This is a genomic window from Vibrio sp. 2433-A1, assembly GCF_056726085.1.
This window is the reverse complement of sequence record NZ_JBRESC010000002.1, coordinates 200,132-214,550: the sequence shown is the minus strand read 5'-3', so window position 1 is coordinate 214,550 and position 14,419 is coordinate 200,132. Positions and strand designations below refer to the sequence as shown.

Here is a 14,419-nt window from a genome sequence, read left to right as displayed (position 1 = left end):
ATTACTTGTTACGACGACGTACGATGTACTTGTCAGTGCGTTTGTTCTTACGAGTCTTGAAGCCTTTAGTTGGCTGACCCCATGGTGAAACTGGGTGACGACCACCAGATGTACGGCCTTCACCACCACCGTGTGGGTGGTCTACTGGGTTCATTACCACACCGCGAACGGTTGGACGAACACCGCGCCAGCGGTTAGCACCAGCTTTACCAAGTTCACGTAGCATGTGCTCAGAGTTACCAACTTCACCGATTGTTGCACGGCCTTCAGAAAGTACTTTGCGCATTTCGCCAGAACGTAGACGGATAGTTACGTATGCACCGTCGCGAGCAACGATTTGAGCATATGCACCAGCCGAACGAGCTAGCTGACCACCTTTACCAGGTTTTAGTTCAACGTTGTGTACAGTTGAACCTACTGGGATGTTACGCATTGGTAGAGTGTTACCAGCCTTGATTGGTGCATCAACACCTGACTGGATAGCATCACCTGCGTTAACACCTTTAGGTGCTAGGATGTAACGACGCTCACCGTCTGCGTACAGAACTAGAGCGATGTTAGCGCTACGGTTTGGATCGTATTCAAGACGCTCAACTTTCGCTGGGATACCGTCTTTAGTACGTTTGAAGTCAATTACACGGTAGTGGTGCTTGTGACCACCGCCGATGTGACGTACTGTGATACGACCGTTGTTGTTACGACCACCATTCTTAGAGTTTTTCTCTAGAAGAGGTGCGTATGGCTTGCCCTTGTGTAGGTCAGCGTTAACAACTTTAACAACGTGACGACGACCAGGGGAAGTCGGCTTACATTTAACAATAGCCATTCTTAACTACTCCTGTTATTCCGCGCCGCCAACGAAGTCAAGATCTTGACCTTCTTTCAGAGTAACGTACGCTTTCTTAACGTCGCTGCGGCGACCTTGGCGTAGACCCTGACGTTTGGTCTTACCCTTAGTAATAAGAGTATTTACAGACTTAACTTCAACTTCAAATAGCTTTTCTACAGCTGCTTTGATCTCTTTTTTAGTTGCATCTTTCGCTACTTTGAAAACGATAGTGTTCGCTTTCTCAGCTGCCATAGTTGCTTTTTCAGAGATGTGCGGTGCACGTAGAACTTTTAGGATACGCTCTTCAGTGATCATGCTAGCATCTCCTCTACTTGTTTAACTGCATCAGCAGTAATTACAACTTTGTCAAACGCAATTAGAGAAACTGGATCAATACCAGCTACGTCACGTGCGTCAACTTTGTATAGGTTACGAGCAGCTAAGAATAGGTTCTCATCTACTTCGCTAGTCACGATTAAAGCGTCAGTTAGCTCAAGCTCTTTAAGCTTAGCAACTAGTTCTTTAGTCTTTGGTGCTTCTACTGAGAAGTTATCAACAACGATTAGACGCTCTTGACGAACTAGCTCAGAAAGAATGCTCTTCATAGCACCACGGTACATTTTTTTGTTTACTTTTTGGCTGTGATCTTGTGGTTTCGCAGCAAAAGTAACGCCACCTGTACGCCAGATTGGGCTACGGATTGTACCAGCACGCGCACGGCCAGTACCTTTTTGACGCCATGGCTTAGCGCCACCGCCAGAAACTTCTGAACGTGTTTTCTGAGCACGAGTACCTTGACGAGCACCTGCTGCAAACGCAACAACTACTTGGTGTACAAGAGCTTCGTTAAACTCACGTCCGAAAGTAGTTTCGGAAACAGTTAGTGCATCAGCACCTTTAACCATTAGTTCCATTACTTACTCCTGAGACGTTATGCTTTAACAGCTGGTTTAACGATCACGTTACCGCCAGTTGCGCCTGGGACTGCACCTTTAATAAGAAGCAGATTGCGCTCAGCGTCAACACGTACGATCTCTAGGTTTTGAGTCGTTACACGCTCAGCACCCATGTGACCTGCCATTTTCTTGCCTTTAAATACGCGACCTGGAGTTTGACATTGGCCAATAGAACCAGGAGCACGGTGAGACAATGAGTTACCGTGAGTCATATCTTGAGTACGGAAGTTCCAACGCTTAACAGCGCCTTGGAAGCCTTTACCCTTAGATGTACCAGTAACGTCTACTTTCTTAGTATCGTTGAATAGTTCAACTGTTAGCTCAGCGCCAACTGCAAACTCTTCACCGTTTTCCAAACGGAATTCCCAAAGACCACGACCTGCTTCAACACCAGCTTTAGCAAAGTGACCTGCTTCTGGCTTAGATACGCGGTTAGCTTTCTTAGCACCAGTAGTTACCTGGATTGCTGCGTAGCCGTCTGTATCAAGTGTTTTAACTTGAGAAACACGGTTAGCTTCAACCTCAACAACAGTTACTGGGATAGAAACGCCTTCTTCAGTAAATACGCGGGTCATGCCCACTTTACGACCGATTAGACCAATCATTCTTCTAATCTCCCTTAACCTAGGCTAATTTGAACGTCAACGCCCGCAGCAAGGTCTAGACGCATTAGAGCATCAACAGTTTTGTCTGTTGGCTCAACGATGTCGATTAGACGCTTGTGAGTACGAATTTCGTACTGGTCACGTGCTTTCTTGTTAACGTGTGGAGAGATAAGAACTGTGAAACGCTCTTTACGAGTAGGTAGTGGGATTGGACCACGAACCTGTGCGCCAGTGCGCTTAGCTGTTTCAACGATTTCCGCTGTAGAAGCATCGATTAGTTTGTAATCGAAAGCTTTTAGGCGGATACGGATACGTTGGTTCTGCATGAGACAGAGCTCCAATATTAAAAATTACACAAACAATATCGCCACTCAGACTCGTGAAGACGAGAGAATGTACGATTGATTTATGTGAAACCGTAACTTCCAAGATTAGGAAGTATTGTCAGTTAATTTTCGATCAACTACCCCTACATACCAGAATCACGTCTGGGGATAGTTATTCCGAAGAATAAGTAGCTAATTGTATTAACCGCGAACATAAGCTGAGTCTACATTACCTAATAAATCCGTAGATTTATTAGCTCCTCTTCGCTCATTGGTTCACAACTGGATTAACCAGTGGGCTGCATTATACAGATCACAGTTTCACATGCAAGTGCTGTTTGAAAAATAAACGCGAGTCGCAGAAAGAGGAGCACTAGTGCGTTGAGGTTCTATTGAAGCAAGTCGAAATCTTTGTGAGATTCCCTACTTCCTCATCCTTCGGTCTGTGGAATGAAAGGCTAATACCTTTCATCGAGGATAAGCGCCCGTTATAACTCCCCCCCGCTACCAACACACTCTTTTTTGGATGAAGTCCCTCGCCTTTAAAAAACAAAAAGCGCAGACTGAACTCCAGTCTGCGCTTAATAGATAAGGTTAGCGAAGCGTTATGCTAGACGCTGACGCACTGCCTCAAACAAACATACTCCAGATGCCACTGAAACATTTAAGCTTGATACGCTACCAGCCATTGGGATCTTGATTAGGTCATCACAGGTTTCACGCGTTAAACGGCGCATACCGTCACCTTCTGCGCCCATAACAATCGCCAGTGGACCAGTCAGTTTAGCTTGGTATATATCGTGCGTCGCTTCACCCGCAGTACCAACAAACCAAATCCCCTGCTCTTGCAGCGAACGCATTGTGCGAGCTAAGTTAGTTACGCGAACTAGAGGCACACTTTCTGCAGCACCACAGGCTACCTTACTAACTGTCGCGGTAATGTTTGCTGATTTGTCTTTCGGTACGATAACCGCAGCAACACCAGCCGCATCCGCATTACGTAAACATGCGCCTAAGTTATGCGGATCTGTCACACCATCAAGAACAAGTAGTAGTGGCGCTTCATGTTTAGCAAGAATGTCATCGAGATCATTTTCGTTAAGCTGCTTGGCAGGCTTAACGCGAGCCATAATGCCTTGGTGATTTGCACCACGCGCTTTGTCATCTAGTGTCTTACGCGTCATCTGTTGAATCGAGACACCACACACTTGCAGATCATTTAGAATTGGCATTAGACGGTCATCTTGACGGCCTTTTAATACAAATGCTTCGATAAAGCGCTCTGGTTCACGCTCTAGTACCGCTTTTACTGCGTGAATACCGTAGATAAATTCGTTACTCATTTAAAAACCTGTTGGGTTAAATTCTTTACTGCGCCGGTTTATTGGTACGCTTGGTTTTCTTTGGCTTGCTGCTTGGTTTTTTCTTACGAGCCTTCGTCACTTTAGGTTTTTTAGCCGGACCTTTTGACTCTGACTTTTCAGGTCGCTTAGTCGGCTCTACCTCTGGGCTTGCTTTAGCACCTTTGCCCTTAGTTGCAGCTCGCTTTTTCTCTTTGGCTTTTCGCTTCGCCTCTGCCGCTCGTTTCTTGGCGGTCTTTCCTTCGCCGCGTAGCTTACGACTTGTTTCGACTAATTCAAAGTCAATTTGGCGATCATCAAGGTTTACCGCCAGTACTTTCACTTTAACCGCATCACCTAAACGGTAGATAGCACCAAAGCTTTCTCCGATAAGTCTTTGACCAATTGGGTCAAATTGATAGTAATCGTTGGCTAGCGCTGAAATATGCACCAAACCATCAATATGCAAATCACTTAATCGTACAAAGAAACCAAAACCAGTGACATTGGCGATCACGCCATCCAGCTCTTCACCAACATGGTCCTGCATGTATTCACACTTAAGCCAGTCTGATACTTCACGGGTGGCATCGTCAGCGCGGCGTTCAGTCATAGAACACTGCTCACCGTAGAAATCCATATCATCAAACGAGTAATGGTAGCCACCAGTTGGTGTCCAGCGATCTTTCAGTGTGCCATTTTCTTTCGCGATAAGGTATTTGATTGCACGGTGCAACAATAAGTCAGGGTAGCGACGAATTGGTGAGGTAAAGTGCGCGTAACGCTTCAATGCCAAACCAAAGTGGCCACAGTTGTCGGCGTTATACACAGCCTGCTTCATCGAACGAAGCAGCATAGTTTGGATCAGTTCTTTATCTTGGCGCTCAGCGATCAGCTTAACCAGATCGGCGTAGTCTGTTGGTGATGGCTCTAAGCCACCATTTAAGTGCAGACCTAGCTCACCAAGGAAATCACGGAAACCTTGCAGGCGAAGTTCACCTGGGGATTCGTGAATACGGTATAGCGCCGCTTCCTTCGCTTTCTCTACTAAAGACGCAGAAGCGATGTTGGCAAGAATCATACACTCTTCGATCAGCTTATGGGCATCGTTACGAATCACCGGCTCAATGCTGTCGATTTTACGTTCCGCATTGAAGATAAACTTAGTTTCAACCGTCTCAAACTCAATCGCACCACGATTATCACGGGCATGCTTGAGCACTTTGTACATTTTATGCAGCTCTTCGAGGTGCGGAACAACTGGCTCGTAGCGAGTACGCAACTCTTCATTCCCTTCAAGAATGTCGTGTACTTTGTTGTAGGTTAGACGAGCATGCGAGTTCATCACCGCTTCATAGTGCTTGTAACCCGATAGCTTACCCGTTTCCGAGATAGTCATCTCACACACCATACATAGTCGGTCAACCTGCGGGTTAAGTGAACATAAGCCATTTGATAGCACTTCTGGCAGCATAGGCACGACTTGCGATGGGAAGTAAACCGAGTTACCACGGTTAATCGCTTCTTTATCTAAGGCTGAATCTGGGCGAACGTAATAACTTACATCGGCAATCGCAACCCATAGACGCCAGCCGCCACCTTTCTTCTTCTCACAGTAAACAGCATCATCGAAGTCACGGGCGTCTTCGCCATCGATAGTCACCAGCGGCAAGTCACGCAGATCAACACGACCGACTTTCGCCTCTTCTGGTACTTCTTCACCTAGGCCTTCAATCTGTTTGTAGACTGCCTCTGGCCATTCATGCGGGATCTGGTGAGTACGAATCGCAATTTGTGTTTCCATACCTGGTGCCATGTTCTCACCAAGTACTTCGATGACTTTACCCATCATGCCACGTGAGCGTGAGCCTCGATCAGTAATCTCAATCACCACTACATTACCCATACGAGCGCCTGCGCGTAGCTCATTAGGGATCAAAATGTCTTGGCTGATACGCGAATCATCAGGTACTACATATGAGTAGCCATACTCCAAGAAGAAGCGACCGACGATTTGGGTTTGACGCTCTTCTAAAACGCGCACCAATCGCCCTTCCTTACGGCCACGTTTTGAGTTATCTGTTGGCTGCACCAGCACAAAGTCACCATGGATGATGTTTTTCATCTGGTGATGTGGCAATACGATGTCATTATCTTTGCCGACACTGCCTTCCGGACGTACCCAACCGTGACCATCTTTATGACCAATCACATAGCCTTTGATCATTTCGAGTTTTTCAGGCAATGCGTAACACTGGCGACGAGTAAATACAAGCTGACCATCGCGCTCCATAGCACGAAGCCTACGACGTAGACCTTCGTAGTGATCCTCTCCTGAAAGCTTAAGAGCTTCAAACAGGTCATTACGGTTCATAGGAACCCCTGCTTGGCTTAAAAACTCAAGAATATATTCTCGGCTTGGGATCGGATTTTCATAATTTTCCGATTCACGAGCTGCAAATGGGTCATTATGGGTATTGTCTGACATAGGCGCGCCTAATTAAGAAGGAAGGGAATTAAATCTAGTATATCCGAGTCCCCGTTCTAGGCACAGGTAAGTCGCGTTAAATTCCTCATTTTTCCTTACCTTTTTCATAACTTGGCATCTCTTTTAACATTCTTTTATGCCATACGATAAAGATCACAATTCGATGCAAGTGATAGAGCAAACGATTGCAACAGGTAAAGAAAGGGGTATGATTCAGAAAAATTTTACTTCCATTTTTACTACAGGTGTCTCTATGAGTATCAAGCGCACACTCCTTGCTACAGCTATCGCAAGTCTAGGGCTGTTTTCAATGTCAGTATCAGCCGCTGAAAAAGCCGACCTAATGATCACAGACGCCATGGTATTAACCATGAACCAAGATAAAACGGTTTATCAAAGCGGCACTGTAGTCATCAAGGGCAATAAGATCGTCGCAGTTGGTGATGAATCACTCGAAAAGCAATACGACGCTAAAAAAGTCTTGGATGTTGATGGCGATATCGTTATGCCAGGTCTGATTAATACTCACACCCACGTGTCAATGACTGTATTCCGATCACTGGCGGATGACGTGCCAGATCGTCTGCACCGTTATATTTTCCCACTAGAAGCAAAACTCGTTTCACGTGACATGGTGCGCATTGGCGCCAACTTGGGTAACGTTGAAATGGTTAAGGGTGGTGTCACGACTTACGCTGATATGTACTACTTCGAAGATGAGGTCGCAAAAACCGTCGACCAAATTGGTATGCGCGCAATACTGGGCGAGACAGTGATTAAGTTTCCGGTAGCTGACGCGGCTAACGCAGAGGAAGGCATCAAGTACGCACTTAACTTCATCGAAGAGTACAAAGATCATCCACGCATTACACCAGCGTTTGCACCGCATGCACCGTACACTAACACCACAGAAGTTCTGCAGAAAATTTCAAAACTCTCTCTTGCGCTTGATGTACCTGTGATGATTCACCTTGCAGAATCACACCGCGAAGAAGAGAAAATTGCTGAACGTGCAAATGGTCTATCTCCAGTTCAATACATGCACAGCATCGGTGCTTTGAATAAGAACCTAGTCGGCGCTCACATGATCCTAGTCGATGATGAAGACATCAAGCTAGTCAAAGAGTCTGATATGGGTGTTGCACACAACATGAGTGCTAACATCAAATCAGCAAAGGGGGTTTCTCCAGCACTAAAGATGTACGACGAAAACGTACGTATTGGCCTAGGTACTGACGGTCCAATGTCAGGCAACACTCTAAGTACAATCGATGAATTCAATCAAGTAGCCAAAGTTCATAAGTTAGTAAATAAAGACCGTGCTGCAATGCCACCAATCAAAGTGATCGATATGGCGACGATGGGCGCAGCAAAAGCACTGCACATGGAAGACAAAATCGGCTCACTAGAAGCTGGTAAGCTTGCCGACATTATTGTCATTGATACCAAAGCGCCAAACATGATTCCTATCTACAACCCATATTCAGCATTGGTTTACTCAGCAAACTCAGGCAACGTTCGTCATACAATTGTTGATGGTAAAATTCTTATGGAAGACCGCAATATGCTAACGGTTGATGAAGATAAGATCCGCCAAGAAGCGCTAGAGTTCACCAAAATCGTGCGCGAGACAGTTATCAAATCGGGCGAAGTGGTTCAATAAATAACTAATCCAGAATAACAATGCCCAGCAAGTGCTGGGCATTTTTGTTTCTAGTGCAACCGACCGAGTGCAGGAAGTCTGTTGCTTTCGATAATCTATATGTTTACCAGAATGTATCGCGTTTCTTCGCTCGTGCGATGATATTCTGTGGCATGCGCCTTTCTAGCCCTTGCCTCAATACGCTAATACGTTTGTGGGTCCTTTGGTCAGCGGTGACCGAATTGTATAACCAGCGATAGGCATCTTCGTAATCGAGCGGACTACCGTAGTCACGCAGTAATAACTCAGCAAGATGTATACGTGCATTCAAGTTCCCCATAGCCGCTGCTTCACGCAGGTAGGGAATCGCACGTTCTTTGTCTTGCTGTACGATGGTACCACGAGAGTAATAGCGACCAATCTGTTCTAGCGCGGCAGGCAACCCCTGATGAGCGGCGTTTTCCATATAGTACAGGCCTAGCTCAACATCCTGCTCTACACACACGCCCCACGCGAGCATGTCACCATACAAAAATTCATACGCAGGTAAACTAATGCGAGTAGCACGCGCAACGATATCTTCAACTAGCTGACAGCCATCAGCCTTGACTCGTTCTAAATGTTGGTTGTTATTGATCAGTTTAATTAGTTCAGCTTCGGTATAAATAGGTATGGGCTCACCAATATCCGGCGAATCATTCGCCTGAACAACCGATGCGCTCAACGCTAATACCATCGAAGCCGCTAATTTTCTTAGCTTCATTTTCTGCACTCTTTACTTCGATTTCTTCTCTGCCACCAAATAGACTAATTTGCTAGTCAGTGAGTTATTCGCCACTTAATGCGGCAAGCTTGATACCTGTATCGGCAAGCATTGATAACTCTTTAATCAAAATTGCCGCCTGTTGGCAAATTGTTGCCATAAGCGCCTAAGATCGCAAGAAAAAAAGCCCAAAAAAAAGCCAGCGATAAACGCTGGCTTTTCTAACTGCTTGAACAATCAGAGATTAAGCACCGTATGGGTGAACCTTGATGATTGTTTCGTTACGGTCAGGACCTGTAGAGATAATGTCTACTGGTACACCCGTTAGTTCTTCGATACGTTTGATGTAATCAAGAGCAGCTTTTGGAAGCGCGTCGATTGATTTAGCACCAAATGTTGTCTCAGTCCAACCAGGCATTGTTTCGTAGATAGGCGTTGCTTCTTCAAATGACTCAGCAGCCATTGGAGAAACTTCAAGGATAGTGCCATCTTTCATCTTGTAACCAGTACAGATCTTGATCTCTTCTAGACCGTCAAGAACGTCTAGTTTAGTCAGACATATACCCGTTAGAGAGTTGATTTGGATCGCGCGGCGCATTGCCACTGCATCGAACCAACCTGTACGACGTAGACGACCTGTTGTTGCGCCAAACTCGTGACCAACAGTACCTAGGTGCTTACCGATAGGGTCTTGCTTGTCTAGACCATCGTAAAGCTCAGTTGGGAATGGACCTGAACCAACACGAGTACAGTACGCCTTAGTAATACCAAGGATGTAACCGATGTGACGAGGACCAAAACCAGAACCTGCAGCAACACCACCAGCAGTCGTGTTAGAAGAAGTTACGTATGGGTAAGTACCGTGGTCGATATCTAGTAGCGTACCTTGAGCACCTTCGAACATGATTTTGTCGCCGCGCTTACGTGCTGCGTCTAGTTCGTCTGTTACGTCCATAACCATTGAAGTTAGTAGATCTGCGTAACCCATGCACTGCTCAAGTACTTCGTCGTAGCTTACTGTTTCAGCTTTGTAGAAGTGCTCTAGTTGGAAGTTATGGAATTCCATTACTTCTTTTAGTTTCTCAGCGAACATTTCTTTATCGAAAAGATCGCCAACGCGTAGACCGCGACGAGCAACTTTATCTTCGTAAGCAGGACCGATACCACGACCAGTTGTACCGATAGCTTTCGCACCACGAGCGATTTCACGCGCGTTGTCGATAGCGATGTGGTAAGGAAGAATTAGAGGACAAGCTTCAGAAACGAAAAGACGCTCACGCACTGGGATACCGCGCTCTTCTAGAGGCTTCATTTCTTTAAGAAGTGCTTCAGGCGATAGTACAACGCCGTTACCGATAACACATTTTACATTATCGCGTAGGATGCCTGATGGAATTAAGTGAAGAACGGTTTTTTCACCGTCAATTACAAGAGTGTGACCAGCATTGTGACCGCCTTGGTAGCGAACCACATATTTTGCATCTTCAGTTAAAAGGTCAACAATTTTACCTTTACCTTCGTCACCCCATTGGGTGCCCAGAACGACTACGTTATTTCCCATCTTTCCAGTATCTGTTGCTAGTTAAAAATGGATTCTAGCACTGAATCACATTTCTTGCAGTCATTTTTTAATCATCCAGGCTCAATCGGTGGGAAATTGCGTTTTAAACAAAACATCGCCAAATAGTATCAGTCACTTAGCCATTCACCGCCGAGTATTCTACTAACCAGCGACTACTCATCAGCATATATTTTAACGCTCAATTCACCATTAGCGTCGATTCCAGCGCGATACATGCCCGAACTGTTCATCGCAAAATGAAGCTCACCTTGGCTATCAACGGCAATCAAACCACCTTCACCACCCATCTGTTTCAGTTCGCCTTGAATGACGGTTTCACTCGAGGTGTGGACATCTTCCTTTAGGTAACGCATTCGAGCAGCAACATCGCCAGCGACGGTTTTGCGAATAAAGTACTCGCCCATACCCGTGGTTGAAACGGCAACATTACCATTTTCGGCATAGGTTCCCGCGCCAATAATCGACGAATCCCCTACTCGGCCATATTTCTTATTGGTCACACCACCAGTACTGGTCGCGGCAGCCAGGTTGCCCTGTTGGTCTAATGCCACCGCACCAACAGTGCCGTACTTCTTATCGTCGGGGTATTTAGATTCAGAGAGTGCAAACAACCCTTTCTCTTTCATCGACAGCAGTTGGTCATAACGTCGGTCAGTAAAGAAGTAATCTTGCTCGGTAAACTGATAGCCTTGCTCAAAAGCAAACTCTTCAGCCCCTTCACCTATCAGTAGCACGTGATTACTCTTGTTCATCACATCACGGGCTAGCTCGATGGGGTTTTTGATATGACGAACCCCGGCAACAGCGCCAGCATCAAGATCTTTACCATGCATGACCGAGGCATCCATTTCGACCATCTCTTTGTGAGTCAGTACAGAGCCTTTACCAGCATTAAAGTTCGGCGAGTCTTCCAACACCTTAACCGCTGCGACAACCGCATCCAGTGCATCACCAGATTGAGCCAAGATGTTATGCCCAGCGCGAACCGAAGCTTCAAGATCGGCTAGGATAGACGCCTTTAACTCTTCGCTCATTTGCTCACGTAATATGGTTCCGGCTCCGCCATGAATGGCGATTGAGAATGGTTGGCTCATTGATTGCTCTCCATCGGTATCACTAATCTAGTAGTCATTTAAATAACAAAAAAGGCGTTTCCCGTACAGCGGGAAACGCCTTTTAATACTTTAGCTATCGGCTAACGGATTAGTGAGAACCGCAGCTACCACCACCGCAGCAGCCGTCTTTCTTCTCTTCGCCGTGGTCGTGGCCTTCGCCACCACAACAACCGCCTTCATGATCGTGGTCGTGACCACAACCGCCAGCTTGGTGTACATGACCGTGCTCGATCTCTTCTGCTGTTGCTTCACGTAGTGCTACAACTTCAACATCAAATGTCAGCGTTTGACCTGCAAGCATGTGGTTGCCATCAACAACAACTTCATCGCCATCAACTTCTGTTACTTCAACAGGGATTGGGCCTTGGTCAGTATCCGCTAGGAAGCGCATGCCTACTTCGATCTCTTCAACACCTTGGAACACGTTAGCAGGAACACGTTGAACAAGTGCGTCGTTGTGCTCGCCGTACGCTTCTTCTGGAGAAACCGTTACCGAGAACTTAGCGCCAGCTTCCTTACCTTCTAGTGCTGTTTCAAGACCAGTGATTAGGTTATTGTTGCCGTGTAGGTAATCTAGAGGCGCATCAGTTGTTGATTGGTCAACAACCACACCGTCTTCTAGTTTTACTTGGTAAGCAAGACTTACTACTACGTTCTTTTCAATTTTCATATTTACTCCAAGGAGAACAAAGGACCGCTGAAATCACAACGGTCTGCAAACTTTCTATGTCGGTTATTATGGGGATGATTTAGAGAAACTCAATCAATCTGGTTTAAAAATACCGATCATTTCTTGCCCACTATGTTCAGCGGTCTCCACAGACTCTGGTGTCCGTTGGTCTTGGTGCCCACACTCAACACACTCTACTAACTCAATGTTGTTCTCTATCCACCAGCGTAGCGTGTCTTGTTGAGCACACTTAGGGCAGCTGGCACCTGCGATAAATCGTTTCTTCATCTGTTTATTTCACTAATCTATTCCCAGAAGTTCTTCGCTTGTTGGTCGCTTTCCATTTCTCGACCAAAAATCTCTTCCAGTTCTTTACGGGCTTCTTTGGCTCTTTGGGCCAATTGTTTATCATCGTTATGCTGAGGCAACAACTCCTTGAGCATAGCATTATCGAGCTTTCTAAAATGCGCTTCCGCTCGCTTTGCTTGATATGGGTGCATACCTAAATCAATTAACGCCTGACGACCTAAGTCTAAAGCACCAAGGAAGGTCTCACGCGAATAGCTTTCTACACCATGGCTAAGCAATTGATATGCTTCAACACGGCTGCGGGCACGAGCAAGTAACTTAAGGTTAGGGAAGTTGGTCTTACACAACTCGATGATCTGCATGATTTCATCTGGTGAATCGGTACAGATGATCATCGCTTCGGCTTTGTCTGCACCTGCTGCACGTAATAAATCCACCTGAGTCGCGTCACCGTAAAAGACTTTATAACCATATTTACGCAGCAATTGGATTTGGCTGGCATCACTTTCCAATACCGTGACTTTTATTTTATTAGCATACATGAGGCGGCCAATGATCTGACCGAAGCGGCCAAAGCCGGCGATGATAACGCGTGGTTGTTTGTTGACAATGTCGGACTTCAGCTCAGCCGCCGTTTCCGCATTCAACCCTCGTGCATACCATTTGCTTTGTGCCATTAAAAGCAAGGGTGTCGTAACCATAGACAGACTCACCACAACCAGTAGGAAAGCGGTTTGCGATTGATTAAGCAGCCCCTCACTCGCTGCAGCGGTAAAGATAACAAAAGCGAACTCACCACCTTGGCTTAGAATCGCCGCCATTTTACTGCGCGACTTAGCACGGCTACCAGCCAATCTAGCCAGTAGGTAAAGAATCATCCCTTTGACGATCACAAGACCAATGACCGCAGAAAGCACAGCCAAAGGTTCAAGCGCTAGTAGACCAAGATTGACTGCCATACCGACAGCAATAAAGAACAAGCCCAGCAGCAAGCCTTTAAACGGTTCAATCGCAATTTCTAACTCATGACGATATTCACTTTCCGCAAGCAGAACCCCTGCGAGGAAAGTACCTAATGCCATCGACAGTCCAAGCTGCTTCATCATTAGTGCGATACCAATCACCAACAGCAAAGCGGCAACCGTAAATAGCTCACGAACCCCACTTAGTACTACATAGCGAAACAGAGGTCGCAATAGGAAGTGGCCACCAACCAACAAACCACCAACACCTGCTAGCATCCATAGAGCATCAAGCCAATCACCTGCGGTGTTGCCCGCCAAAATTGGCAGCAGTGCCAACATAGGGATCACGGCGATATCTTGGAAGAGTAAGACGGCAAATCCTGACTGTCCGGCTTCTTTGCCACCCAACCCCTGCTCCTCAATCACACGCAGCGCAATCGCAGTAGAAGAGAGAGCTAAGCCCATACCAATGACCAAACTGGTTTGCCATGAGGTACCAGCGATATACGCAACACTGGCGAGTACTAAGGTCGTCACCACCACCTGCGCACCGCCTAACCCAAGTATCGGCCCTTTCATTTGCAGCAGTTTTTTCGGATTCAGTTCGAGACCAATTAAAAACAGCAGCAGCACCACGCCAAACTCTGCAAAGTGAAGGATTGCATCGACATCACTGATAAGGCCTAGGCCCCAAGGGCCAATCGCGACCCCCGCAAGTAAATAACCAAGTACTGAGCCTAAACCCAACCTTTGAGCAAGTGGAACAGCGACAACAGCAGCGGTCAAGAAAATCGCACTGCTTTGAAGAAAATCATTTTCTAATGCCATG

General features: G+C 46.3%; 14 protein-coding genes. 1 reads left to right on the top strand and 13 read right to left on the bottom strand.

All coding sequences use genetic code 11. The features are described 5' to 3' along the window. Position 1 precedes the first annotated feature (1 nt). The 7 genes from rplB to rnr form a co-directional block, all read right to left on the bottom strand. Positions 2-826, bottom strand: a complete 825-nt coding sequence (rplB, locus tag ACU01J_RS03430; RefSeq protein ID WP_004410474.1) for a 50S ribosomal protein L2 — start codon at positions 824-826, stop codon at positions 2-4. A gap of 15 nt (positions 827-841) precedes the next feature. Next, the gene (gene rplW / locus ACU01J_RS03425; protein ID WP_004398471.1) at positions 842-1,144 is read right to left on the bottom strand and encodes a 50S ribosomal protein L23; all 303 of its coding nucleotides are present in this window, start codon (positions 1,142-1,144) and stop codon (positions 842-844) included. Next, positions 1,141-1,743: a 50S ribosomal protein L4 gene (gene rplD / locus ACU01J_RS03420; protein WP_004410477.1), complete on the bottom strand. Its 603-nt coding sequence runs from the start codon at positions 1,741-1,743 to the stop codon at positions 1,141-1,143. Before rplD ends, rplW begins: the two co-directional genes overlap by 4 nt. Before the next feature lie 17 nt (positions 1,744-1,760). Beyond that, positions 1,761-2,390, bottom strand: coding sequence for a 50S ribosomal protein L3 (rplC, locus tag ACU01J_RS03415; RefSeq protein ID WP_004410480.1), 630 nt, complete (start codon positions 2,388-2,390; stop codon positions 1,761-1,763). Positions 2,391-2,404: 14 nt separating this feature from the next. Beyond that, positions 2,405-2,716 carry a 30S ribosomal protein S10 gene (gene rpsJ / locus ACU01J_RS03410; RefSeq protein WP_004410492.1) on the bottom strand — a complete coding sequence of 104 codons (312 nt, stop codon included), beginning with the start codon at positions 2,714-2,716 and terminating at the stop codon, positions 2,405-2,407. Positions 2,717-3,321: 605 nt separating this feature from the next. Beyond that, on the bottom strand, positions 3,322-4,059 hold the full coding sequence (rlmB, locus tag ACU01J_RS03405) for a 23S rRNA (guanosine(2251)-2'-O)-methyltransferase RlmB (RefSeq protein WP_481084419.1): 738 nt from the start codon (positions 4,057-4,059) through the stop codon (positions 3,322-3,324). A gap of 25 nt (positions 4,060-4,084) precedes the next feature. Beyond that, positions 4,085-6,544, bottom strand: coding sequence for a ribonuclease R (gene rnr, locus ACU01J_RS03400; RefSeq protein WP_481084418.1), 2,460 nt, complete (start codon positions 6,542-6,544; stop codon positions 4,085-4,087). A gap of 253 nt (positions 6,545-6,797) precedes the next feature. On the opposite strand from rnr, the gene ACU01J_RS03395 reads away from it, so the two are divergent. Further along, entirely contained in the window at positions 6,798-8,207 is a 1,410-nt protein-coding gene (locus ACU01J_RS03395; RefSeq protein ID WP_481084482.1) for an amidohydrolase, read from the top strand. Positions 8,208-8,310: 103 nt separating this feature from the next. On the opposite strand, the gene motX is transcribed toward ACU01J_RS03395, so the two are convergent. The 6 genes from motX to kefB all read right to left on the bottom strand — a co-directional run bounded on the left by motX (position 8,311) and on the right by kefB (position 14,418). Beyond that, entirely contained in the window at positions 8,311-8,949 is a 639-nt protein-coding gene (gene motX, locus ACU01J_RS03390) for a flagellar protein MotX (RefSeq protein ID WP_481084417.1), read from the bottom strand. A 244-nt stretch (positions 8,950-9,193) separates the two neighbouring features. Further along, positions 9,194-10,510, bottom strand: a complete 1,317-nt coding sequence (locus ACU01J_RS03385; RefSeq protein WP_481084416.1) for an adenylosuccinate synthase — start codon at positions 10,508-10,510, stop codon at positions 9,194-9,196. Between the two features lie 173 nt (positions 10,511-10,683). Further along, a complete protein-coding gene (locus tag ACU01J_RS03380; protein WP_481084415.1) occupies positions 10,684-11,625 on the bottom strand; it encodes an isoaspartyl peptidase/L-asparaginase family protein in 942 nt (313 codons plus the stop codon). A 109-nt stretch (positions 11,626-11,734) separates the two neighbouring features. Further along, positions 11,735-12,316: a peptidylprolyl isomerase gene (slyD, locus tag ACU01J_RS03375; RefSeq protein ID WP_004410501.1), complete on the bottom strand. Its 582-nt coding sequence runs from the start codon at positions 12,314-12,316 to the stop codon at positions 11,735-11,737. 93 nt (positions 12,317-12,409) lie between these two features. Continuing rightward, positions 12,410-12,604, bottom strand: a complete 195-nt coding sequence (locus ACU01J_RS03370) for a YheV family putative zinc ribbon protein (protein ID WP_053438819.1) — start codon at positions 12,602-12,604, stop codon at positions 12,410-12,412. 17 nt (positions 12,605-12,621) lie between these two features. Continuing rightward, complete coding sequence (gene kefB / locus ACU01J_RS03365; protein WP_481084414.1) at positions 12,622-14,418, bottom strand: glutathione-regulated potassium-efflux system protein KefB; 1,797 nt, start codon at positions 14,416-14,418, stop codon at positions 12,622-12,624. Position 14,419: the final 1 nt, after the last annotated feature.